A 23,492-nucleotide genomic window follows, 5' to 3' on the forward strand; every position below is an offset into this window, starting at 1 on the left:
TGCCTCCGCTGCAGCGGAGGGCGGCTACGCAGCCGCAAGCGCGGCTTCGTCCGCAGCCGCTGCCGGCCGCGCGCCGGCAGCCCCGATCATGCCGGCCGCGTTCGATCCGAACGCGCCGATGCGCCATCGCCATTCGCCGGCGGTGCAGAAGCTCGCCGACGAGCACAGCATCGACCTAAGCCGCGTGCAGGGCACCGGCATGGGCGGCCGCATCACCCGCAAGGACGTGCTGGCCGCGGCGCAAGCCGGAACCGCAGGCTTCGCTGCTGCGATCGCGCCGGCAGCGGCACAGGCACAGGCGCAAGAGCCGGTCAAAGCGCCGATGGACCCGAAGGTGCCCGTTCGCACGAGCGGCTTGCACCTGTCCGAGACGCCGCGGATTCCGACTGTCGAGTCGGAAGGCCATGAATTGCCGGGACGCGGCGAATACTTCATCGACGTGACGCCTGTGCGCAACACGATCGCTTCGAAGATGCGCCTCAGCTCCACGGAGATTCCGCATGGCTGGATGATGATCGAGGTCGACGTGACGAATCTTGTTCTGCTGCGCAACAAGCTGAAGGACGAATTCATGAAGCAGGAAGGCATCAACCTGACCTATATGCCGTTCCTATGCAAGGCTACCGTGAATGCCATCAAGGATTACCCGATCATGAACTCCGTCTGGGCGACCGATAAGATCATCGTGAAGCGCGATATCAATCTCTCGCTCGCCGTCGGCACGGAGGAGTCCGTCATCACGCCGGTCATCCGCAACGCGGACCAGAAGAACATCGCCGGCCTCGCTCATGAGATTCACGATCTGGCAACCCGCACGCGCGAAGGCAAGATCAAGCTGAACGACTTGCAGGGCGGCACGTTCACCGTGAATAACACAGGTGCGTTCGGTTCCATCCTGTCGCAGCCGATTATCAATTATCCGCAGGCGGCAATCATGACATTCGAGTCAATCGTGAAGAAGCCGGTCGTCATCAACGACATGATCGGCGTCCGTTCGATGGTCAACATTTGCTTGTCGCTCGACCACCGCATTCTCGACGGCGTCATCTGCGGGCGATTCCTGCAGCGCGTCAAGGAGAATTTGGAGAGCTACAATCTCGATACGAAGGTTTATTGATTCCTAAGAGGATACTAGCTGCCCTGTCAGAACCCCCGTCCGGCGTCTTGCGCCGTGCGGTTTTTTTGTCTTTCGGCCGATTCGGCGAACGAACGGCAGCCGCGGATAAAATTGGAATCGCAGCGGGACACTAGGACGTGCGATGGGGCATTCGCGCATGAGTCTCCCGCTTGGTCTTCCTCCGTCGTCTCATGACCGCATAGAACCAGGCGACGATCGGCGCGAGCAGATTGCCCCCGAGTACGAGGTAGACCATCGTCCACATGAACCACTCGGTGTTGAGAATGGATCTATACAGCCAGGAATGATAGAAAATCACGCTGCCGCCTCCGTTCGCTTTGATACCCTGACAGATAGATAGAGTATCCGCTGCTTGCCGGTCTATACGAAGAGAGGGGGAGACGCCATGCCGGCTATCCGGGAACTGTTGCTGGAAGCCTTCCAGCCAAGCTTGAAGGACAATGAGGCTCTCGTTGACGCTATATTGGGCTCCAGCGCGGACTTGAAGAAGCGCAAGTTCGCGCTTGGCGGCGACACGGCTGTCTCCGGCTTGCTCTATTACGTCGCGGGGCTGGCCGATTCGAAAGTCGTGGAGCTGATTCTTCGGGCGTTAGTCGTGCAATATCGGGAGTCGCATCGGGAGAAGGAAGGACCGGAGACGGCCGACGACATCGTGACGGGGTTGCTCTCGAATGCGTCTGCCAAGTCCTGCTCCAAAGCGGAAGAAGCGATCACGAGCGTCTTGACCGGCGATACGCTCGTTATGATCGAAGGGGTAGGCGAAGCGATCGTTGTCGTCTCCAGAGGCTGGGAGGACCGAAGCATTGAGGAGCCGGTCGCTGAGAATAACGTCCGGGGGCCGCGCGACGGATTCACCGAGAGCATTCGCACCAATACGGCGCATGTCCGCCGGCGCCTGCGGGACCCTCGGCTTCGGTTCGACGAGATGGTCGTCGGCGAGCGGTCGAAGACGGACGTCAACATCGCTTATATTGAGGACCTCGTGAAGGAGGGGCTCGTCGAAGAGGTGAAGCGGCGGATCGGCCGCATCCGGATCGATGCGGTACTCGAGAGCAGCTATATCGAAGAGTTGATCGAGGACGAGCCGTTATCCCCGTTGAACACGGTGCAGAACACGGAACGGCCCGACAAGGTCGCCTCTGCGCTTCTGGAGGGGCGGGTGGCGATCTTCATCGACAACACGCCGTCCGTACTTCTGGTTCCGACGTTCTTCTGGCAGTACATTCAGGCGTCTGACGATTATTACAACCATTACTGGGTCGGGACGTTCTACCGCATCGTACGTTATGTTGCCCTTATCATCAGCTTGGTGCTGCCTTCGATCTATGTCATGCTCATCTCGTTCCACCACGAGATGATTCCGACCTCTCTCGCGTTAACGATTGCCTCCGGACGGGAAGTCGTACCCTTCCCCGTTCTGCTCGAAGCGCTGCTGATGGAATTGGCGTTCGAGCTGATGCGGGAAGCGGGGATTCGGATGCCGAAGCCGATTGGGCAAGCGGTTAGCATCGTCGGCTCGCTCATCATCGGGCAAGCGGCCGTTCAAGCCGGCATCGTGTCGCCTTTCATGGTCATTATCGTAGCGATCACCGGCATCTCTTCGTTCGCGATTCCGAGCTATTCTTCCTCGCTCGCGATTCGAATCATCCGGTTCCCGCTGCTGATCGCTTCCGGCACGCTCGGGCTTCTCGGCTTCGCCACGGTATTCTTCGCTTTGATGCTGCACGCGCTCTCGATCCGGTCATTCGGCGAATCCTATCTGGCGCCAGCCAGTCCGTTCCGCGCCCGCGACCAGCGCGACATGGTGCTGCGGATGCCGATGTGGATGCTGGATGGACGGCCGAACTTCGCTCAAGACGAAGACCGCATCGGCGGACGTCAGCGGCCGAAGCCGCCGACGCCAACGGAGAAAGGATAAGGATCATGCGCAACTTCGCTCTGTTCATCATGTTGTCGCTGCTGGCGGCGACGACTTCCTCGTGTATGGGTCTGCGGCAAATCAACGAGCTTGCCATCGTGTCGGCGGTAGGGCTCGATGTCGGCGAGAAGCCCGGCAGCGTGAAGCTGTCCGCGCAGATTATGCGGCCTGCGGATGTGCGCGGGCAGACCGGCGCGCCGTCCGGCGGCACTGGCGAGCCGATCTATTCGGTCAGCGCTGAAGGCGACAGCATCTTCGATGCGATTCGCAACTTGGGGCGGTTCACTTCCAGGCGCGTCTATTGGGCTCACAATTTCCTCATCGTCATGCACGAGAATTACGCTAGAAGAGGCATCGGGGACATGGTGGACTTCTTCACCCGCAACCGCGAGCTGAGAATGAACACATGGGTGGCGGTCACCCCGGATTCGCCGGACGAGCTGATCTCGACCATTACCGGCATTGAAGTCGTGCCGGGCGAAGCGGTGGATCGGCTGTTCCGCTACAACATGGTGACGGGATTAGCGGTCGGCAGCAACATGATGAATCTGGAGGAGCAATTCTTAAGCTCATCTGCCCAGCCGGTCATCGCGAAGCTGCAGCTTATGCCGCGAGGCATCTCTAACAAGAAGCCGGAGGAGCACGGCTCGCTTAAGCAGGTTGAACTGACAGGGGCAGCCGCATTCCGGGAGGACCGCATGGTCGGCTGGCTCTCTCCGGAAGAGACGCGCGGATTGCTGTTCTTCGTGCATGATTACCTTAGCGGCGTCGAGCCGGTCTCTTGTCCGAATAACGGCAGCATGGCGACGCTCGAATTCAAGCAAGCGCGCTTAAGCGTATATCCATCCGTCCGTGACAAGGAACCAGAGTTCCGAATCCGGCTCTCGACTGAAGCGGACATCGTGGAGAATGGCTGCGGCATCTCGCTTGCGGCGTACCGGCGGGAGCTGGAAGGCGAATTGTCGGACGCGCTGCGGGCGAAGATCGTTGCGGTCCTGAAGAAGGCTCAGAAGGACTATCGCACCGATATTTTGAAGCTGGGCGATCGGCTGCGCAACCGCTATCCGATCGAATGGAGCCGGCTGCGGGGCCGCTGGACCGATGCGTTCTCGGAAGCGGAGATGAAGGTCGAGGTCAAGACAACGATCAAGAGCACGGCGCTGCGAACGTCGAGAAGGGATATCCATTGAATAGAATCCGACTATCGAACGGCATGTTCATGGCGATGATCGTGAATATGATCTACGCCAAAGCAATTGGCGTTACTCAAGGAACGATATCGCGTCTCATCGGACAGGACATGTGGATCGCGACGCTGCTCGGGACGCTGCAAGGTCTGCTCATCATCTATGTCCTCCATTGGGCTATGCGCCGCCTTCCCGGCCGCCGGATTACCGACTTGCCTTCGCTTGGCGACGCCCTGCTGGGCCGCTGGTTCGGGCATCTCACGGCGCTGATCCTCGTCGGATTCTTCCTGGCGGGATTCGGTCCGATCATGATCACGTTCGTGTATCATTTGAAGGATTATTTCCTACCCGAGGTACCGCTGGCCATCTTTATTGTCTCCGGCTTGGCCGTCGGCGCGATCGGCTGCTATTACGGCTTGGAAGTGATGGGGCGATTAGCGCTTCTGGGCATCTTGTTTATCTTCTTGCTTAATCTGCTTATCGTCATCGGGTCGATCGATGAATTTGACATTCTAAATATGCTGCCTGTATTGGAGCATGGCTTGCCGAATGCGCTGTTCGCCAGCGTCCACTTCGACGCGGATTGGGCGCTGGCGGCGATGATGGCGGCGCTGGTGCTTCCGCATGCCCAAGACGGCCTCGTGCGCGGCGGGCGATTCGGAGCGGCTGGCATCGCAGCGGGAGGTGTCGCGATTATGATCTGGTCGATCTTGGAGCCTGCTGTGTTGTCGGCGGAGGTGAGCAGCCAGTACACGGTCTCGTGCATGAAGCTGGCGCGCAACGCGCACGTCGGTACCTTCCTTCAGCGCTATGAGATGATTATGATCGCTCTCTATTCGGTGCCGGTTCTGTTCGAGATCATGTTCACGCTCTATGCAGTATCGGCTTGCAGTACCCGGCTGTTCCATCTGAAGAGCGATAAAGCCGCCATCCTTCCCTCTGCGATCGCGCTCGGAGCATTCGGTTATTGGATCGTCGAGGACCACTTCCGGGCGATTCGCTTCCTGGAGAACATCTGGCCGTGGATAGCGCTTCCAGTCGCGGCCGGGCTTCCGCTGCTCATGCTCCTTCTGCGTCTTCTTCTGCAGAAGCGAACTGAACGGGCTGCGCCTTACCCGGAGGAGGGTTGAGGAGGTTTGCGGGTCCCGCGTGTGATAAGCTACAATAAGAAGGCAATATGAGGAAGCGTACATTCGGAGAGGGGGAGCTAGCGATGCGCCTATTGGAGACAGCGTACATGTCACGGGTGGATTACGGCGAAGCGTGGGAGCTCCAGAAGCAACTGGTGCAGGAGATCGATCGTGAGGAGCGTCCGGATTCGCTTCTGCTGCTGGAGCACCCGCCTACATATACAATCGGGACGGACCGCCACCCGGAGCATTTGCTCTATGGACCGGAGGAGCTTCGGCGGCGGGGGATTCAAGTGTTCCAGATCGACCGGGGGGGCGACATTACGTATCACGGTCCAGGCCAGCTAGTCGGCTATCCGCTGATTTATCTTGCGGCGGAAGGATTGGATCTGCACGCTTATTTGCGTTCGTTGGAAGAAGCGATTATCAGCCTGCTGGCTGAATTCGGCATTGTGGGCGGGCGCAAACCCGAATATACAGGCGTATGGGTAGACGACGAGAAGATCGCCGCCATCGGCGTGAAGTTCAATCGGGCGCGTACGCGCAAAGGCTTCGTGACGAGCCACGGCTTTGCGCTGAACGTGAAGCGGAACGTCGAGCAGGAAGGTTTTCGAGGCATCATTCCTTGCGGCATTACCGAATACGGCGTGACCTCGCTGGAGAAGCTGACCGGCAGCGACCAGAGCGTCGAAGAGATCGCCGATCGGCTGCTGCCGCACTTCGTTCGGGTGTTCGGCTATGAGAAGACGGCTACTCAATCAGAGATCCGATCGAGGCAAGCGCGGTAGTCGCCAGCAAGGCGAACAGCATGATATAGACCACAATCTTGAAAAGACGGTTGTTCATCGTATCATTCATTCCTTTGTACATAAATTGAAGATGGACAGACTGCGATTCTATTGTAACGCATTTGGACGAAGGAGAGAAATCGAATGGCGCAGAAGCAGCGTGTAATCGACGAGTTCATGGAATTGGTGAAGATAGACAGCGAGACGATGTGTGAGCAAGCGATCAGCCCCGTTCTCCGCCAGAAGTTCGAAGCGCTCGGATTGGAAGTGACGGAGGACGATGCCGCTGTGAAAACAGGTCATGGAGCCGGCAATCTATTCGCTTGGCTCCCGGCGTCGGAAGGGCATGAAGACGTGCTGCCGATTCTGTTCACTTCTCATATGGATACCGTTACGCCGGGCAAGGGAATCAAGCCGCAGCTTGGCGAAGACGGCTATATCCGCAGCGACGGTACGACGATTCTCGGCAGCGACGACAAGGCCGGCCTCGCCGCCATGTTCGAAGCGTTGCGGGTCATTCGCGAGGAGAACGTGCCGCATGGGCCGATTCAGTTCGTGATCACGGTCGGTGAGGAATCGGGACTGATCGGCTCCCGCGCGATGGATGCGAGCCGTCTGCGGGCGAAGTACGGCTTCGCGCTCGATTCGAGCGGCGAGATGGGCGACATCGCGATCGCCGCGCCGTCCCAAGCGAAGATCAAGATCACCTTCCGCGGCAAGTCCGCGCATGCGGGCGTCGCCCCGGAGAAGGGCGTCAGCGCCATTCAAGTCGCCGCGAAGGCGATCTCGCTCATGCCGCTCGGCCGCATCGATCACGAGACCACCGCGAACATCGGCAACATTCACGGCGGCGGCGAGCAGACGAACATCGTCGTCGATGCCGTCTCGATCTTGGCGGAAGCGCGCAGCCTGAACATGGAGAAGCTGGATCGGCAGCTGACCGCCATGCGTGAGGCGGTCGAGACGGCGGCGCGGGATTGCGGCGCGCCGCAAGCAGACTTCGACAGCTACATCGCGTACCCGTCCTTCTGCTTCGACGAGAGCGACGAAGTCGTTCGGATCGCGAAGGACGCGCTCGCCAGCCTCGGCCTGACGCCGCGCCCGTTCCACACCGGCGGGGGCAGCGACGCGAATGTGTTGGGCGGCCACGGCGTGCCGACGGTCAATCTGGCGGTCGGCTACGAGGAGATCCACACGACGCAGGAGCGCATCAAGGCGGAGCATCTGGTCACGCTGAGCGAGGTTGTGCTGGCCATTATCGGCCAGACGCTAAAGCTGGCCTGAGCTGGCGGCAAGCGAAGGAGTAACGTCCGTAAGCCCTTGCGGGGTTCTGGCAATGCAAAAGGGGTTCTCACCTGGAGGACCCCTTCTTTCTATGCGCCTTCGGATACGGCAGCCGGAGGCTCGGATTGTTGCTGCCTCGCCTGCAGCTTGGCGCGGCCAACCGTAAGCGCGATGATGGCGCCGGCGATCATGACGCAGAAGGCTAATATAAAGCCGTCATTGATGGCGGAACCGATCACTTCGCGCATATAAGCGAGCAGATCGGGAGACATCTGATTGGAGGAGCGGATGACGTTCTCCGGGTCGGCGAGCTGCTTGAGCTGGTCAGGCGGAATGCGGAACTTGGCGCCGGCTTCCGCAACGGAATCCCGCAGATGGCGATTCACGATGACAGCCATGATCGACGCGCCCATAATGCCGCCGATGTTGCGCCAGAAGCCGACGACGGAGGAGGAGATGCCGATATACTTCTCCGGCACGCTCATCGCCACCGCGCTCTGCGCCATGCTCATGAGCGGGCCGACGACGCCGAGACCGAGCAGAATCATGATCGCGACGACATTGCCGTAGGACATCGTTGGCGTCATGGAGTAGAGGAGCCAAGCGGCGGCAATGCCGAGCGCCATGTTGGCGAACATAAGCGTGCGCAGCCGGATGTACGTGGACAGGAAGCCTGCCAGAATTGCTCCGCAGATCAAGGAGGCCATCATGGGCGTGAGCAGGCCGTTGGAATTGGCGCGGCCGAGAACGGCTACGGAGTAGATCGGCAAATACGTAATGGCCGAGAACATGATGACGCCTTGGCAGAAGCAGAGGAAGCTGGTGCCGAGCACGAGCCGGTCGCGGAAGATCGGCAGCGGCAGCATCGGCTCCCTCGCGCGGGCTTCAACGAAGAGAAAGGCGGCTGTACCGGCCGCGGCCAGGATGAACAGGCCGATGATTTGCCAGGAGCCCCAGCCGTAATCTTTGCCGCCGAGCTCCAGCGCCAGCATGAGCGAGACGGTGGAGACGATCAGCAGCGCCGCGCCGGCGAAGTCAATGGACGGCTTGCCGTCTGAGCGCGATTCTTTCAAGGCGAACAGCAGCACGAGCATCGAGGCGATGCCGATCGGCAAGTTCACATAGAAGCACCAGCGCCAGCTTAAGTGATCGGAGATGAGCGTGCCGAGCTGCGGGCCTGCGACGGAAGAGAGCCCGAACACCGCGCCCATGACGCCGGACAGCTTGGCGGCATGCTTCGGATCGGCGAATAGGGTGAAAATAATCGAGAACGAGATCGGGAACACAGATCCGGACCCGATCCCTTGAATGACCCGGAAGAGGATCAATTGCTGGATATTCTCAGCCATGCCGCACAGCGCCGATCCGACGAGGAACAGGCCGATGCCGATCAGGTAAAACCTTTTGCGACCGAACAGATCGGACAGCTTGCCGAAGATGAGCATCGTGCTCGTCGCGGCGAGCATATAAGCGGTAAATACCCAGTTGAAGCTCTCGAAGCCGCCGATGTCTTGAATGACCTTGTTGATGCAGGCGGACACGATCGTGTTGTCCAGCGACGCCATTAACAGCCCCAGCGCCATCGCCAGAATGATCAGACCCGTACGTTGCGCTGCCTTTGCCATAGATTCTCTCCGCTCCTTCCTTGTCTACTGCAGCTGCTCTTCGAATTGCCGCAGCCCTTCTTCTAACACGCGAATCTTGCTCTCGTTCAGCTCAACGCCGAGGTCCGCGCATATTCGCTGGCTTGGCGACATCCCAGCGTCCCATCGCTTCCGTTCCTCGCGAAGCTTGCTAACTTCCCGCTTGGCTTGCTCAATTCCTCTGCGAATCCACTCGATCAGCTTCTCGCGGCTCTGATGCTCGCCGAAGAACAGCCGCACCATGAAGTCGGAGCGGTACGTCTCTACATCAAGCGGAGAATTCATGTACGCCATGAAGCGTTCGCGCCCCGAATCCGTGATCGAGTAGACGTTCTTGTTCGGACGATTGTCCTGAACGACGTTCTCCTTCTCGATGTAGCCGAGCTTCTCCAGCTTGGCGAGCGTCGGATAGATCGTACCGAAGCTGGCGTCGAAGAAATAGGCGAGCGGCGCCTCGAACGCCGATTTGATCTCATAGCCGGATCGCGGACGGTTAAGCAGCAAGCCTAAGATGACATCCTGACTGTTCATAGGTTCCTCCTGGAAGCAACTGTAATGATCTTTAGGTTAATATATCAGTGTGATATATATCGAGTCAATATATAGGATCAAAAAAATCCCGGCCTCTACGGACCGGGAATGTGATGTGTGCGATCAGGATACGAATGCTACGACCGCGAGCGGATCTCCTGACGCATGAATGCCACATAGGAGGCGGCGAACGAAAGCACCGTCTCGGCGATGATGGCGACGACCTGCGGCCAGACGAGCAGCAGGCTCTGGCCGAACGACAACGGCGCGTCGATCGCCAAGTAAGCTTGGTCCTGCGTGATGAACGGATTCAGCGTCCGCGTATCGGGAAGCAGCAGCGTCGATGCGGCTTCCTGGAACAGATAAGCGGGGGAGATTCGTTCGAGCAGCATCATCCAGTCTTGCTGGCGCAGGATCGCGTCGGTGTTCATCGGATTGCTCGGCATCGTCGCGCTTCCGACGAGGTTGACGATCATCCCGTAGAACACGAGGAAGAAGATCCAGATCGCGATTCCGCTCAGCGCCGAAGTCGCCGCTTGGCGGAAGCGGACCGAGAACAGCAGCGACAAGTTCAGCCACAGCCCCACGTAGATGACGGTAATGAGCAGGGAGGCGATGACGCGCCAGAATTCCTCCGGCGTCGGCGGGTAGCCGATCGTGAACAAGCCGACGCCCATGACGAGGAAGCCGAGCGAGAACACGACGACGGCGATGAGCAGCAGGCCGGCGACGAACTTGGCGTTGAGGAAGTCGTCGCGGTAGACGGGCTGCGACATGACGCGGCTGAGCGTGCCTTTGTTCCGCTCGGAGTTGACGCCGTCGAAGCCGATAGCGATCCCGATAAGCGGCGCCAGGAACGAGAGGAATGTCAGGAAGTTCGGCAGCGCTCCGTTGCTGATGGTGAACATCTGCAGGAACAGGAACGACGTGTCGCCCGCCTGGCCTTCCTTGATCGCAGTCACTGCTGTATAGATGGAGCCGATGCAGGCTAGCGTCACGATCGCCAGCAGGATGATGAACCGCCAGCTGCGAATATGATCGCCGAATTCCTTCTGGACCATGACCCAGAACGGCGAACTGGACCGTTCCGCGCGGCTTGCTTCCGGTCTCGGCATCCGCAGACGAAGCTTCTCAATGAACGCGTTCACCGGAATCGCCTCCTTCAAAATAACGGTGGTAGATGTCGTCGAGCCCGTACCGGAGCGGCCTCAGGCCGACGAGCGAAGCGCCTTGTTCGATCACGCGAGCAGCCAGAAGCGGCGTGACGTCGGAGGTGCTCGTGACGCGAACGGTGACGATGCCGCGGCCCTTCGCGCCAGCGCCGCCGCCGACGAGCGCATCGGAATCGGCCGCCTCTACGGAGTTCACCTCGGGCAGAGCTGCCAGGCTGCTCGCCAGCTCGGCGTTCCAGCCCGTCACGTCGAGCTCGACGGCATGCGACGGACCGCCGTCCAGCTCGCGTGACAGCGTATCGAGATCCCCGCAGGCAATCAGCTTGCCGCCGACGAACAAGCCGACGCGGTCGCAGATCTGCTGCACCTGATGCAGATGGTGCGACGACAGCAGCACCGTCAAGCCTTCGTTGCGGCTTAGATCGCGGATGAGCGCGAGCAGCTCGCGCACCCCTTCCGGGTCGATGCCGAGCGTCGGCTCGTCAAGAATGATGACCTCGGGACGCTTGATGAGCACGTCCGCGAGCCCGAGCCGCTGCCGCATGCCGCGCGAATAGGCGCCTGTCTTCTTCCCCGCCGCGTCTGCAAGTCCGACCCTCTCCAGCAATTCGGCCGCGCGCTCCCGCGCATCCTTCGCCGGAATGCCGTTGAGCCTGGCGGTATACACCAGATTGTCGAGTCCCGACCGGTCCTCGTAGAAGCCGACGTCGTCCGGCATATAGCCGACGCGCCGCTTCACCTGCATTGGATTGCGCGTCGCGTCGATGCCGCACACCTCGGCCGTGCCGGATGTCGGCTCCGTGAGCCCGAGCATCATCAGAATCGTGGTTGTCTTGCCGGCGCCGTTCGGGCCGAGCAGACCGAAGATCTCCCCGGGCCGGATCGCCAGGTTAAGACCAGCTACGGCGGTGAACTCCCCGTATTGCTTGGTCAGCCGCTTCAGTTCGATAACCGCTTGCTCCATCGGTTACCGCCTCCCGTATTTGCGGAACAGACCGTAGACGCCTGCCAGCACCGCGACGATGATCAGCACCCCGATCCAGCCCCACAGCACCGAAGATTTGACCGTCACGCGGATGGCGGCGTCAGCCGACTTCTCCGAAGCCTGGGCTGTCATGCCGACGACATAGTCGCCGGACAGCGCCTTGCTGGTCGACTTGATCGTCGCCGTGACCGGAACGGACTGCCCCGCCTTGATCGAGGCGATCGTCTTCGGCTCGTACGTCACTTCCCAATCGGTCGGCGTCGTAGCCGTCAAGCTGACGTTGGTCAGATCGGCGCTGCCGGTATTCTGAACGACCAGCTCCAGATTCTTCGTACCGCCAGCCGTCACGTTCGTGCTGAGCCGCTGATCGCTTGTCGTCAGGCTGATGCCGTACGTTCCCGTAATGACCGCTTCCATCGTGGCATCGGCCGACGTGCTGCTGTTGGAGGCATGGACCGGAATTTGGTACGTATCGGCCTTGGCGTTCTCCGCAGGGGTTACCGTCAGCGTAATGGAGCTGGAGCCGTTCGGATCGATGTCGACGGCCGTCACGTTAGTGCCGCCGGAGGAGAATGTCGCGTCCCATCCCGTAGGCACTTCCGCCGCCAGCGAATACTGCTGCTTGCCAGCGGTATGGTTGCTCAGCGTCAGATTGTACGTGAACTTCGAGTCGCTGTGGCCTTGCATGTTCGGCTGCTCCGCCGTCAGCTCGGTCTTGAACGTGCCCTGTTCGGCAATGTTAATCTTCAGCGCGAGCGAGCCGAAGGAGCCGGCGTTCACGTTCAGCGCGTAATCGCCTTTGGCCACTTCGTACGGAACCTGCACCGACAGGTTGACTATCTGCGAGTCGTTCGGCTTCACGGAGAGCTGCTTGATCGGATGCCCGCCCGCGGTCAGCTCCGGCTTCCAGTCGGAGCTCAGTCCGCTGTAGCTAAGATCGGCGGTCTGAACGCTGTCGGTGTCGTTGATCAGATCGATCGAGTACGACAGGTCTTCGCCAGGCGCGGCGGACAGGCTCATGTAAGGCGTATACAGCTTGACGCCCGTGGCTGCAGACGATGTCGACGCCAATGCCGTCAGGCTGAAGAGCGCCGCCGCGGCTACAGCTGCAATGATCTTTCGAGATGACTTGAACATGACGATTGACCCCTCCCGAGGTAGTAGGTTTGATTCATATGGACTACGAGGGAGAGGAGCGAATGGATTTAACCGAACCGCCGATTTTGAGATAAAAAATAGCTTAAAGAAACCTTAACGGAACTTAAAAAAGGAGCTCGGAACGTTTCGCACCGGCTGACTATCTGCTATGAATAGAGTAGTGAGACCTAATCTTCTTAGGCGGAGGAACGTCATGAATGCGATGGCGAGAAACCACAACGAGGACATGGCAAGATGGGTAAAAGAAATCGAGGAGGGCTCGGCGGAAGCGTTCGACCGGCTGTATGAGCAGGCCGTGCCATGGCTGCTGCCGATCGCATGCCAGCTGCTCGGCGACCGGATGGAAGCCGAGGACGCCATCCACGATGTGCTGCTGGCGGTTATTCGCCATCCGGAGCGCTACGACCGTTCGCGCGGAACGGTCGAGGCTTGGCTGGCGGTGCAGCTGCGCAGCCGCTGCCTGGACCGCCTGCGCAAGCGGAGCCGCATTGTGCTGCAGGAAGCGGCGGAGCCAAGCGAAGGCGAGCGGGTCCAAGCGCCGGTTCGGACGGAGGAAGCGGCTCTCGACAAGCTGGAAGTGGAGGCTGTGCGACAGGCGCTGCGGGACTTGCCGGGGCTTCACCGGCGGACGCTGGCGGAAGCGTATTACTCCTCCCGCAGCCAGCGCGAGCTGGCGGAGGAATGGCAGGTGCCGCTTGGCACCGTCAAGTCGCGGATTAGATATGGGCTCCATCATTTGAGAAAATCGCTTGAGAGGTTGGGCTGGGCGGAAGCGGAAGGAGGGGACAGCCGTGGTTAACCGCACTTGCGGAGTTGCCGAGGAGAGGTGGATCGACCTGCTGCTCGGGCGGCTTCATCCGCTTGAGGCGGATTCGCTGCTGCGCCACCGCGAGACATGTTCTGCCTGCTCCGAGACGAGCAAGCAGTGGGCTGAACTGCTTGGGACGGCGCCGGAATATGCGGAAGTCAGCGGCGGCGGTTTGTCGCACCGCCGCAAGGAGAGACTTCGCCGGGAAGCGAGCAAGCAAAGCTTCTACCGCAGAACCGCGCGCGCCGCCATATCTGCGATGAGGCGGCCGGGAGGAATCGCGATCGCCGGCTGCGCGCTGGCGCTATTCACATTCATTGGCTTGCTCAACGGCAACGTCAATCAGGAGAGCGACGCGGCGCTTGCGCCTAAGCGGTATGCCGAGCTGCACGAGCCGCAAGGCGCCGAGATCATGAGCCGGCCGGATACGGTCGTCTATTCAATGTCGCATGGCGGCGAGGGGCCGTTGGAGGGGGGACTGTCGGCGCCGACGAAGCAGACGGTATGGATCAATGTCCGAACGCATGAAGTGTTCCTGCTATTGGAAGGCATGCTGCCGTCCGAACAGCGCGACGTTCAAGCGTGGGCATCCTATGGCGACCGCGACGCGAACCTCGGCCTGCTCCAATTCCATCAGGGGCAAGCGCACCTATACGCCGCGGACGTACAGCCCGAGCTGTGGGACTCGCTCGAGCTGACGATTGAACCGAAGGGCGGCAGCGACCATCCGACATCGCCGCGCACGGCTGCCTTGCTGCTGCTGCGTGAGTTGCGGGATATGCAGAATATGCAGAATAAGTGAGGTTGGGCCGGGGACTACTTTCTCGGCGGAGCCGGCATGGCGGGAGGCAGCAGGTCGGCGAGCCGCGCTTCCCCGCCCTTCTGACGCTGCGCTTGGCGAAGGGCATAGCGAATTTCCCATGCTTTGCCGACCCATTGGATTCGGTCTGGCGTTATGTAGCTTTTCAACATTAGGTCTGCCTCCTGTCGATGAGCGGCTGTCAGCCCTCGGCTGTTGCAATCGGCTGGACAAGCCTATATCGTTACTTATGAGAGATTGGGTTAAATCATGACAGGAGAGATGAGATCATATGAGCGATAATTGCCAAGGCGGACGACCGGCTGCGCCGTTCCCAATGAACGAGCCGACGCTGGAGACGAAGCAGATCTTCCAAGGCCGTGTCATATCGGTGCAGGTCGATACGGTTCGCCTGCCGAACGGCGGGACGTCGACGCGGGAGATCGTGCGCCATCCGGGAGCAGTCGCGGTGCTGGCGCTGCTGGAAGGCCGGCTGCTCGTCGTTGAGCAATACCGCAAGCCGCTCGAACGGATGCAGGTGGAGATTCCGGCGGGCAAGCTGGAGCCCGGCGAGGATCCGCAGGAAGCGGCGCTGCGCGAATTGGAGGAGGAGACAGGCTACAAGGCTCGCTCCATCCGCCATCTGCGGTCGTTCTCGACATCGCCGGGCTTCGCGGAAGAGGTCATCCATCTGTATGCCGCGGACGACCTCGAGCCGACCGAAGTCCATCTGGATGAGGATGAGTTCCTGACTTGCGAAGCGATCACGCTGGAGCAGGCGGAGCGCTTCATGGAGGAAGGCAAGATTTTCGATGCGAAAACGGTGCTGGCCGTCTACATGTGGAAGCAGTTCGTGCGGACGGGGCAGTTCTGAGGATGGCTATGGAGAGAGGGACAGCTGCGGATATAGCTCCGAATCCATCTGCGGGACAGCCGCTTCGCTCGATCTTCGCCGATCTTCACGTGCACATTGGCCGTACCTCTCGGGATGAGCCGGTCAAGATCAGCGCCAGCCGCAGCCTGACGTTCCGTTCGATCGCACATGAGGCGTCCGAACGCAAGGGCGTCGGGCTCGTCGGCGTCATCGATTGCCACTCCCCTGCCGTGCAGCGGGATATTCAGGATTGCCTCGATTCCGGCGAGATGGAGGAAGCGGAAGGCGGAGGCATTCGTTACCGGGACACGGTCATTCTGCTCGGCTGCGAGCTTGAAGTGATGGAGCCGGGCGGCGGGCCGTACCATCTGCTCGCCTATCTGCCGACGTTCGAGGCGATGCAGGGCTGGACGGCGTGGATGGCGCCGCGCATGAAGAACGTCAACTTAAGCTCCCAGCGTCTGCGGACGACGGCGCGCGAGGTGCAGACGGAGCTGCTGGCGCGGGGCGGCAAGCTTGTGCCTGCGCATATCTTCACCCCGCACCGCGGCTTGCTCGGCTGCTCTGCCGACCGGTTGTCCGACAGGCTTGAGCTTGAAGGCATCGCGGCCGTGGAGCTCGGCTTAAGCGCCGATACAGCGATGGCTTCGCGGCTGTCGCAGCTGGACCGATATCCGTTCCTGACCAACTCGGACGCCCACTCGACCGGGATGATCGGCCGGGAGTGCAACGAGCTGGTGATGGCCGAGCCTACGTTCGAGGAATGGGTTCTCGCGCTCGAAGGCCGAGACGGGCGGGGAATCGCCGCGAACATCGGCCTTCATCCGAAGCTGGGCAAATACCATACGACGTACTGCGCTTCCTGCAAGCAGGCGGTGGGCGAGGAAGCGGATACGGAGGCGGTCTGTCCGCGTTGCGGCAGCCAGCGGCTCGTTCGAGGCGTCGCCGGACGGATCGAGCAGCTCGCCGACCGCGGAGCGGGCGAAGGCGATGTCTCGGTAGTATCGCCATCGGCGCAATTGCCGCCATCGGCGAATCCGCCTCATTCACCGCAACAGTCTCATCCGCCCAAGCATCCGCCCAAGCGTCCGCCGTATCGGCAGCAGGTGCCGCTGAAGTTCTTCCCCGGCGTCGGGCCGAAGCTGCTTGATCGACTGCTGGCCGGACTCGGCACAGAGATGGATATTCTGCATCGGCTGCCGATTGAGGCGATCGCCGCGGTCGCGGGCGAGAAGCTGGCCAAGCAGATCTTGGCTGCGCGGGAAGGCAAGCTGGAACTGGAGTCCGGCAGCGGGGGGACTTACGGCAGAATTAGAGGCGATCAGTAGAGCGGCGCATAACGGCGGCTTGTCCAGCATATTTATAGGCACCGGACAACCTATGCGGACAAGGGGGCAGCGTCGCCGTGAACATGAGACCGTGGAATCTGTCGACTCGCAGCAATTTGAATCTGTACCTGTTCATTGGAGTGCTGCTGCTCTCCGGAGCTGTCTTCGGCTTTCTGCTCGTGAATGCGCTGACGCTTGATCAGCAGCAGGAGCTGGCGGACGAGCTGAAGGCGTATTGGACGACGTTCGCGGAGCCTTCGAGCTTGAATGCGGGAGCAGCGTTCTGGGACCGGTTCCTGCTGTACGCGAAGTGGATCGGGCTCATCTGGCTGCTCGGTATATCCGTCATCGGATTGCCTCTAATGCTTGCACTGGATTTTCTCAAAGGCGTGCTGCTCGGCTTCACGGTCGGCCTCATCATTCGAGAGCTGGCTTGGCGAGGCGTCGGGCTGTCCATTGCGGCGATTGCGCCTCAGAACGCGATCGTGATTCCGGCTCTGACCATTGCCAGCGCATCAGGCGCGCGGTTCGCCTACTATATTGTCCGGGAGCGCCTGTTCCGCCGCAAGGGCAGACTGCTGCCGCCGTTCCTGGCGCATTCCGCCGTAGCTCTCGCGATGCTGGCCATCCTCCTCTGCGCGGCGCTATATGAAGCGTATGCGGCGCCTTATCTGCTGGAGCGATTCGCCCCTCAAGCGGCGGCCGCTCTATCAGCCTTGTTCACGTAAGGTTTGACTTCCGAAACGGCATCCCCCTATAATGGTAGCAAGTGCGCCGAACGGTCGGAGGGGGAAGCAGATGGAAGCCCGAATCGAGAAAATCAAACAGCAATTGCAATCCCAGGGCTACAAATTGACTCCGCAGCGGGAAGCGACGGTACGGGTGCTCTTGGAGAACGAAGAGGATCATCTTAGCGCCGAAGACGTCTTTATGCTCGTGAAGGATATCGCGCCGGAGATTGGCTTAGCGACCGTCTATCGGACGCTGGAGCTGCTGAGCGAGATGCACATTGTCGAGAAGCTGAATTTCGGCGACGGCGTCGCTCGGTACGATCTGCGGCAGGACAACAACAAACACCATCATCATCATCTGATATGCGTTCATTGCGGTTCCATGTCGGAGATCATGGAAGATTGGCTCATTCCGCTCGAGGAGAGGCTTGCGCGGGAGTACGGATTCACCGTAGTCGATCATAGGCTGGACTTCCAGGGCGTGTGCGCCAAGTGCAACGCCAAAGCCGCGGAAGCGGCGAGAAGCTCCGGAGAGAACGCTGAATAGAATTCCGAATGGAAGAGGGATGCCGTGGAAGCTCGCTAGAGCTGCTGCGGCATCCCTTAATCCATATTCGGGAGACTCTAAATTATAATAGCTTGCGAATCCACGGTTCGATTCGCTCTGGAACGACGGTCGGAGAGAACCGTCTGACGACGCGCCCGCTGCGGTCGATCAGGAACTTCGTGAAGTTCCATTTGATGCGCTTCGTGCCGAGGAAGCCGGGCGCTTCCTTCGTCAGATGCTTAAACAGGGGATGGGCGTCCCGTCCCTTGACGTCGATCTTGGCGAAGAGCGGGAAGGTGACGCCGTGGTTCAATTCGCACGCTTGCAAGATCTCTTCGTTGTCTGCAGGCTCTTGGTTCGCGAATTGATTGCTGGGGAAGCCGAGCACCGCAAGGCCTTCGCCGGCATACCGCTCATGAAGCTGCTGAAGCCCATTGAATTGCGGCGCGAACCCGCAGAGAGTTGCGGTATTAACGATCAGCATCGGCTTGCCGCGGTAGGCGGACAGATTCGTCGTGTTGCCGCGAATATCGGTGACTTCAATCTCGTAGATGCTCATGTTCATCACTCCTTAGCCGCTCTGCTACCTTTTCCCAATCGTATAATATAACGGATGCGTGTCAAGGGCTAGGCGCTGGCCGCCGTTGCATGAACGGTCTGATGTCCACATAAGGTGTACTAAGACGATGTTCGAACGGAGGACAGGCCATGAGACCATCCGGCGGCGGCAAGTGGCTGGACAGGCTGCAGTTCACGCTTCTATTCCTCGTATTGACGGTGATGGTGCATCACGGATTCAGCTGGATGCAGAGCTGGATACAGCCTTTCGATCCGTACAAAGTGCCGGAAGGCAGCGCGGAGAAGGTATTCCAATCAGAAGGCGAGACCGGCGGCGTAATCGATTGGGGGGATCGGCTTAAGCTCTTCCTCTGGCTTGGCGAATAGAAGGGCAGGATTTGTCGCATCGGACGGAGAATACAATACGAATCTTAGCAGAAGAACAGGCGGACGATATGGAACAGATTCTAACTGCATACTTGGAACAGCTGGGATCGCGCAAGCGGCTGGCACCGAATACGATGGATGGCTACCGTCGCGATCTGGCCGACCTGATCCGCTGTCTGCAGCAGATGGGGATCTCAGAACTAAGCGAAGTGAGGCCGCATCATCTGTCAGCGTATATGGCTCAGCTCCGAGGCAAGGCGCGCTCCAATGCGACCGTGCAGCGAAGGGCGGTCAGCATTCGAACGTTCTTCCGTTACTTGGCTGATCAAGGGCTCGTCGCCGTCAACCCGGCGATGTCTATTGAGGCGCCCCGCAACGCACGGCAGCCTCCGCGCGTTCTCTCGGAGGATGAGGCCGTGAAGCTGTTGGAGTCGGCTTCGGCGGATACGCCCGCAGGCATTCGCGATCGGACGATGCTGGAGACGCTCTATGCGTCGGGCGTTCGCGTGTCGGAGCTGCTGGCGCTAGATACCAGCCATGTTCGGGTCGAGCTCGGCTTGCTCGTCTGCACAGGGCCTGGCGGCAAAGAGCGGATGGTGCCGATTAGTTCCGTCTGTGCGGAGTGGATGTTAAAATATGTGCGGGAAGCAAGGCCCAAGCTATTGCGGCAGGACAAGCCGCAGAGTGCGTTGTTCCTCAATCATCTCGGCAGCCGCATGACCCGCCAAGGCTTCTGGAAGCGGCTGAAGCAGATTGCGGCGGAAGCGGGAGTGGACGCGGAGATCACGCCGCATACGCTGCGGATATCGTTCGCCTCCCATCTGCTGGCCCGCGGCGCGGATTTGCATTCGGTCCAGGAGATGATGGGGCACGCGGTGTCCGCTTCGACGCAGTTCTATCAGCCTGCCGTTAAAGCTCGCTTAAAGGAAGTATACGAACGCGCTCATCCCAGATCGGGCAGAGACCATTAGGAGGACACCAGCATGGCATTTCGACGGATTACCGTCATCGTACTGGACAGCGTCGGCATCGGGGAGCTGCCGGACGCCGAACGATACGGCGACATTGGCGCGCATACGCTTGGGCATATTCTGGCTTCGAAGCCGGACATGCAATTGCCGAATATGCGCAAGCTCGGTTTAGGCAACATCGCGAAGCTGGGCGCTTGGGAAGAAGAGAAGGAACTCAGGGCCTACTTCGGCAAAATGGCGGAGGTATCGGCCGGCAAGGATACGATGACCGGCCATTGGGAATTGATGGGGCTGAAGGTGATGACGCCGTTCCGCACCTTCCCGGACGGCTTCCCGAAGGAGCTCATCGCTGAATTCGAAGCGAGAACGGGACGCGCCGTTATCGGCAACAAGCCGGCTTCAGGTACGGAGATCTTGGATGAGCTAGGGGAAGAGCAGATGCGCACCGGCGCTTGGATCGTCTATACGTCCGCAGACAGCGTGTTCCAGATTGCCGCGCACGAAGAGATCATTTCGCTGGAAGAGCTATACGAGGCTTGCCGGATTGCGCGCGAATTGACGCTCAAGGACGAATTCGCTGTCGGGCGGGTCATCGCGCGTCCATATGTCGGCAAGCCGGGGGACTTCAAGCGGACGCCGAACAGGCATGACTACGCGCTTAATCCGCCGGAGCCGACGGTGTTGAACGCGCTGAAGGAGAGCGGCCGAGAGGTCGTTGCGGTCGGCAAGATCAACGATATTTTCAACGGACAAGGGGTTACCCGCGCAATTCCGACGAAGAGCAATGCGCACGGAATTGAAGTGACGGTCGAGGAGCTTGGCGGTTCGTTCGAAGGGCTGCTGTTCACCAATCTCGTCGACTTCGATTCGTTGTTCGGCCATCGCCGCGATCCTCTCGGCTATGCCGGGGCGCTAGAAGAGTTCGATTACGCGGTGCCGGCGCTGCTGGAGCGGCTCGGACCGGACGACCTGCTGATCATCACCGCAGACCACGGCAACGATCCCGTTCATGCGGGAACCGATCACACGCGGGAGTATGTGCCGATTCTCGCCTACAGCCCGTCGTTCTCGGGCAGCGGTTCGCTCGGCGTACGGGAGACGTACGCGGACCTGGCGGCGACAATCGCCGACAATTTCGGCGTGAAGGGAACGGGCAACGGCAAGAGCTTCTTGCAGGAACTGCGGTAGATCGGAGCAATGGATACGTATACGTTAGAACAGGGAGCGACAGCTCCTTTGAAGGAGAGAGACAAGATGGCTAATTTGACGCAGCAAATGATTGAAGAAGCAGCAGCCTATATCGAGACCAAGACGGCCTTAACGCCGGAGATCGGCCTTATTCTGGGATCGGGACTCGGGGTGATCGGCGACGAGGTGGAAGAGAGCGTTACGATTCCTTATGCGGACATTCCTCATTTCCCAATCTCCACGGTGGAAGGCCATGCCGGCGAGCTGGTGATCGGCCGTCTGCAAGGACGCGTCATCGTGCTAATGCGCGGACGGTTCCATATGTATGAGGGCTATGAGCCGGAGAGGACAGCGATGCCCGTTCGCGTCATGAAGCGCCTCGGCGCGAAGTCGCTGCTCGTGACGAACGCGGCCGGCGGCATTAACTTGAACTTCGCATCGGGCAATCTGATGCTCATCTCCGACCATATTAACCTGTCCGGCCGCAATCCGCTCGTCGGGCCGAACGACAATGCGCTCGGCGCCCGCTTCCCGGACATGTCGGACGCTTATACCCGCAGGCTGCGCGCGATCGCGAAGGAGACGGCGGCCGAGCTTGGCATTGGGCTCCAGGAAGGCGTCTATGTCGGGCTGCTCGGACCGAACTACGAGACGCCGGCGGAGATTCGGATGCTGCGAGTTCTCGGCGGCGACGCCGTTGGCATGTCGACGGTGCCGGAAGTGATCGTGGCGCGCCATGCGGGCATGGAGGTCGTCGGCATCTCCTGCATCACGAACATGGCAGCCGGTATTCTCGACCAGCCGCTCTCGCACGAAGAAGTGATGGAGACGACCGAACGCGTCAAGTCGGAGTTCGTCTCGCTGGTGCTCGCGCTGCTGCCGAAGCTGTAAGAGGACGTTCAGACAACAATAGATAGATAAGGACTAGCGTCCGGGAGGAAGAACCCTATGCGGGCAGTAGACATGATTCGGAAGAAAAGAATCGGCGAGGAGATGACGGATGCAGAGATCCGCTTCCTCGTCGATGGAGTCGTCAAGGGGACGATTCCGGATTACCAGGCGGCTGCATGGGCGATGGCGGTATGCTTCACGGGCATGACCGCGAGAGAGACGGCGAGCCTGACGATGGCGATGGCTGAGTCAGGCGATCTCGTCGACTTGTCCGGCATTCGCGGCGTGAAGGTTGACAAGCACAGCACGGGCGGCGTCGGCGACAAGACGACGCTCATTCTCGCGCCGCTCGTCGCCTCTTGCGGCGTGCCGATCGCGAAGATGAGCGGCCGCGGTCTCGGCCACACGGGCGGGACGATCGACAAGCTGGAGTCGATCGCGGGCTTCCGCACGGAGCTGAGCCGAGAGGAATTCTTCTCGCAGGTGAATGAGATCGGCGCGGCGGTTATCGGGCAGAGCGGCAATATCGCGCCTGCCGACAAGAAGCTGTATGCGCTGCGCGACGTCACCGGCACGGTCGATTCAATCCCGCTGATCGCCAGCTCCGTCATGAGCAAGAAGATCGCTGCCGGCGCGGACGCCATTCTGCTCGACGTGAAGTTCGGCAGCGGCGCGTTCATGAAGACGGCGGAGGATGCGATCGCGCTCGCGGAAGCGATGGTCGCGATCGGCACAGAGGTCGGCCGCAACACGATTGCGGCCATCACCGATATGGATCAGCCGCTTGGCCGCAATATTGGCAACGCGCTGGAAGTGCGGGAGGCGATCGACGTGCTGCGCGGCGAAGGGCCGAGCGATCTGCGCGAGCTGTGCCTCGCGCTGGGCAGCCATATGTTAGTGCTCGGCGGCAAATCCGCCGGCGAAGCCGACGCGCGCGCGATGCTGGAGCAGGCGATCGCTTCCGGCGCTGCGCTGCGCAAGCTCGCGCAGTTAATCGCCGCGCAGGGCGGCGATCCGGCTGTCGCGGAGCAGCCGGAGCTGCTGCCGCGAGCGGCGGCACAGGTGCGCGTCGTCTCTAGCCGCGACGGCTATGTGCACGGCATCGACGCCGAGGAGATCGGCGTCGCGGCGATGCGGCTTGGCGCCGGGCGCGCCGCGAAGGAGGACAAGATCGACTTCGCAGTCGGGCTTGAGCTCGTCGCCAAGCGCGGCGATCGCGTAGGCCAGGGCGACACGCTCGCCATTCTGCATGCGCGGGCCGACGACGAGACGGCCGCATCCGCGCGCGAGCAAGTGCTGGCCGCCTACGCGATCGAGAGCGAGCCGCCGGAGGCGACGCCGCTGATCCATGCCGTCGTCAGCAAGGACGGCGTGCGGCGGTAAAGGTGGAAAGTTAATTCGTGAGCCGTTCCCACGAGGAACGGCTCTTTTTGCTGGCGAGAAATAAATCTAGTCAAAGAAGTCGATCAGATCGAC

General features: G+C 60.4%; 26 protein-coding genes. 17 read left to right on the forward strand and 9 right to left on the reverse strand.

Annotated elements, in window-relative coordinates:
• Positions 1-1,117 (forward strand): dihydrolipoamide acetyltransferase family protein (locus H4Q31_RS10015; RefSeq protein ID WP_185178941.1); only part of this gene is annotated, 1,117 nt, incomplete at its 5' end.
• 130 nt (positions 1,118-1,247) lie between these two features.
• Here H4Q31_RS10015 and H4Q31_RS10020 read toward each other — a convergent pair.
• Positions 1,248-1,436 (reverse strand): hypothetical protein, encoded by a 189-nt coding sequence (locus H4Q31_RS10020; protein ID WP_185178942.1) that lies wholly within the window; start codon positions 1,434-1,436, stop codon positions 1,248-1,250.
• 87 nt (positions 1,437-1,523) lie between these two features.
• Here H4Q31_RS10020 and H4Q31_RS10025 point away from each other — a divergent pair, with 87 nt between their 5' ends.
• From H4Q31_RS10025 to lipB, 4 genes are all read left to right on the forward strand, one after another.
• The gene (locus H4Q31_RS10025) at positions 1,524-3,056 is read left to right on the forward strand and encodes a spore germination protein (RefSeq protein WP_185178943.1); all 1,533 of its coding nucleotides are present in this window, start codon (positions 1,524-1,526) and stop codon (positions 3,054-3,056) included.
• A gap of 5 nt (positions 3,057-3,061) precedes the next feature.
• On the forward strand, positions 3,062-4,246 hold the full coding sequence (locus tag H4Q31_RS10030) for a Ger(x)C family spore germination protein (RefSeq protein ID WP_185178944.1): 1,185 nt from the start codon (positions 3,062-3,064) through the stop codon (positions 4,244-4,246).
• Complete coding sequence (locus H4Q31_RS10035) at positions 4,243-5,373, forward strand: GerAB/ArcD/ProY family transporter (protein WP_185178945.1); 1,131 nt, start codon at positions 4,243-4,245, stop codon at positions 5,371-5,373. Before H4Q31_RS10030 ends, H4Q31_RS10035 begins: the two co-directional genes overlap by 4 nt.
• An 83-nt stretch (positions 5,374-5,456) precedes the next feature.
• A complete protein-coding gene (lipB, locus tag H4Q31_RS10040) occupies positions 5,457-6,161 on the forward strand; it encodes a lipoyl(octanoyl) transferase LipB (protein ID WP_185178946.1) in 705 nt (234 codons plus the stop codon).
• On the opposite strand, the gene prli42 is transcribed toward lipB, so the two are convergent.
• On the reverse strand, positions 6,124-6,243 hold the full coding sequence (gene prli42, locus H4Q31_RS21975; protein ID WP_376698233.1) for a stressosome-associated protein Prli42: 120 nt from the start codon (positions 6,241-6,243) through the stop codon (positions 6,124-6,126). The genes lipB and prli42 overlap by 38 nt on opposite strands.
• A 62-nt stretch (positions 6,244-6,305) precedes the next feature.
• On the opposite strand from prli42, the gene H4Q31_RS10050 reads away from it, so the two are divergent.
• A complete protein-coding gene (locus tag H4Q31_RS10050; protein WP_185178948.1) occupies positions 6,306-7,445 on the forward strand; it encodes a M20/M25/M40 family metallo-hydrolase in 1,140 nt (379 codons plus the stop codon).
• Positions 7,446-7,534: 89 nt separating this feature from the next.
• On the opposite strand, the gene H4Q31_RS10055 is transcribed toward H4Q31_RS10050, so the two are convergent.
• The 5 genes from H4Q31_RS10055 to H4Q31_RS10075 form a co-directional block, all read right to left on the reverse strand.
• Entirely contained in the window at positions 7,535-9,070 is a 1,536-nt protein-coding gene (locus H4Q31_RS10055) for a DHA2 family efflux MFS transporter permease subunit (RefSeq protein ID WP_185178949.1), read from the reverse strand.
• Between the two features lie 24 nt (positions 9,071-9,094).
• Positions 9,095-9,619 (reverse strand): PadR family transcriptional regulator, encoded by a 525-nt coding sequence (locus tag H4Q31_RS10060; protein WP_185178950.1) that lies wholly within the window; start codon positions 9,617-9,619, stop codon positions 9,095-9,097.
• A 137-nt stretch (positions 9,620-9,756) separates the two neighbouring features.
• A complete protein-coding gene (locus tag H4Q31_RS10065) occupies positions 9,757-10,767 on the reverse strand; it encodes an ABC transporter permease (protein ID WP_311771710.1) in 1,011 nt (336 codons plus the stop codon).
• Positions 10,751-11,755, reverse strand: a complete 1,005-nt coding sequence (locus H4Q31_RS10070) for an ABC transporter ATP-binding protein (protein WP_185178951.1) — start codon at positions 11,753-11,755, stop codon at positions 10,751-10,753. Before H4Q31_RS10070 ends, H4Q31_RS10065 begins: the two co-directional genes overlap by 17 nt.
• 3 nt (positions 11,756-11,758) lie before the next feature.
• The gene (locus tag H4Q31_RS10075; protein ID WP_185178952.1) at positions 11,759-12,913 is read right to left on the reverse strand and encodes a COG1470 family protein; all 1,155 of its coding nucleotides are present in this window, start codon (positions 12,911-12,913) and stop codon (positions 11,759-11,761) included.
• A 247-nt stretch (positions 12,914-13,160) separates the two neighbouring features.
• On the opposite strand from H4Q31_RS10075, the gene H4Q31_RS10080 reads away from it, so the two are divergent.
• On the forward strand, positions 13,161-13,733 hold the full coding sequence (locus tag H4Q31_RS10080; RefSeq protein WP_245347242.1) for an RNA polymerase sigma factor: 573 nt from the start codon (positions 13,161-13,163) through the stop codon (positions 13,731-13,733).
• The gene (locus tag H4Q31_RS10085; protein ID WP_185178954.1) at positions 13,726-14,544 is read left to right on the forward strand and encodes an anti-sigma factor; all 819 of its coding nucleotides are present in this window, start codon (positions 13,726-13,728) and stop codon (positions 14,542-14,544) included. The genes H4Q31_RS10080 and H4Q31_RS10085 overlap by 8 nt, the downstream gene beginning before the upstream one ends.
• Positions 14,545-14,558: 14 nt before the next feature.
• Here the strand turns inward: H4Q31_RS10085 and mciZ are convergent, their stop codons facing one another.
• Positions 14,559-14,714 (reverse strand): Z-ring formation inhibitor MciZ, encoded by a 156-nt coding sequence (gene mciZ / locus H4Q31_RS10090; protein ID WP_376698235.1) that lies wholly within the window; start codon positions 14,712-14,714, stop codon positions 14,559-14,561.
• Positions 14,715-14,833: 119 nt separating this feature from the next.
• Between mciZ and H4Q31_RS10095 the strand changes: the two genes are divergently transcribed.
• The 4 genes from H4Q31_RS10095 (at position 14,834) to fur (ending at position 18,021) form a co-directional block, all read left to right on the forward strand.
• Positions 14,834-15,415, forward strand: coding sequence for an NUDIX domain-containing protein (locus tag H4Q31_RS10095; RefSeq protein WP_245347243.1), 582 nt, complete (start codon positions 14,834-14,836; stop codon positions 15,413-15,415).
• A gap of 2 nt (positions 15,416-15,417) precedes the next feature.
• Positions 15,418-16,743: an endonuclease Q family protein gene (locus tag H4Q31_RS10100; RefSeq protein ID WP_245347244.1), complete on the forward strand. Its 1,326-nt coding sequence runs from the start codon at positions 15,418-15,420 to the stop codon at positions 16,741-16,743.
• Between the two features lie 83 nt (positions 16,744-16,826).
• The gene (gene spoIIM, locus H4Q31_RS10105; protein WP_221626798.1) at positions 16,827-17,471 is read left to right on the forward strand and encodes a stage II sporulation protein M; all 645 of its coding nucleotides are present in this window, start codon (positions 16,827-16,829) and stop codon (positions 17,469-17,471) included.
• 70 nt (positions 17,472-17,541) lie between these two features.
• A complete protein-coding gene (fur, locus tag H4Q31_RS10110) occupies positions 17,542-18,021 on the forward strand; it encodes a ferric iron uptake transcriptional regulator (protein ID WP_185178956.1) in 480 nt (159 codons plus the stop codon).
• 82 nt (positions 18,022-18,103) lie between these two features.
• Here the strand turns inward: fur and H4Q31_RS10115 are convergent, their stop codons facing one another.
• Entirely contained in the window at positions 18,104-18,580 is a 477-nt protein-coding gene (locus tag H4Q31_RS10115; RefSeq protein WP_185178957.1) for a glutathione peroxidase, read from the reverse strand.
• 149 nt (positions 18,581-18,729) lie between these two features.
• Here H4Q31_RS10115 and H4Q31_RS10120 point away from each other — a divergent pair, with 149 nt between their 5' ends.
• The 5 genes from H4Q31_RS10120 (at position 18,730) to H4Q31_RS10140 (ending at position 23,399) form a co-directional block, all read left to right on the forward strand.
• Complete coding sequence (locus H4Q31_RS10120; RefSeq protein WP_185178958.1) at positions 18,730-18,966, forward strand: DUF4227 family protein; 237 nt, start codon at positions 18,730-18,732, stop codon at positions 18,964-18,966.
• An 11-nt stretch (positions 18,967-18,977) separates the two neighbouring features.
• Positions 18,978-19,937, forward strand: coding sequence for a tyrosine recombinase (locus tag H4Q31_RS10125; RefSeq protein ID WP_245347245.1), 960 nt, complete (start codon positions 18,978-18,980; stop codon positions 19,935-19,937).
• 12 nt (positions 19,938-19,949) lie between these two features.
• Positions 19,950-21,125: a phosphopentomutase gene (locus H4Q31_RS10130; RefSeq protein WP_185178959.1), complete on the forward strand. Its 1,176-nt coding sequence runs from the start codon at positions 19,950-19,952 to the stop codon at positions 21,123-21,125.
• A gap of 66 nt (positions 21,126-21,191) precedes the next feature.
• Positions 21,192-22,016, forward strand: coding sequence for a purine-nucleoside phosphorylase (locus H4Q31_RS10135; protein ID WP_185178960.1), 825 nt, complete (start codon positions 21,192-21,194; stop codon positions 22,014-22,016).
• Between the two features lie 57 nt (positions 22,017-22,073).
• The gene (locus H4Q31_RS10140) at positions 22,074-23,399 is read left to right on the forward strand and encodes a pyrimidine-nucleoside phosphorylase (protein WP_185178961.1); all 1,326 of its coding nucleotides are present in this window, start codon (positions 22,074-22,076) and stop codon (positions 23,397-23,399) included.
• Positions 23,400-23,492 lie beyond the last annotated feature (93 nt).

Source organism: Cohnella lubricantis (assembly GCF_014212015.1).
Taxonomy (GTDB): Bacteria; Bacillota; Bacilli; order Paenibacillales; family Paenibacillaceae; genus Cohnella; species Cohnella lubricantis.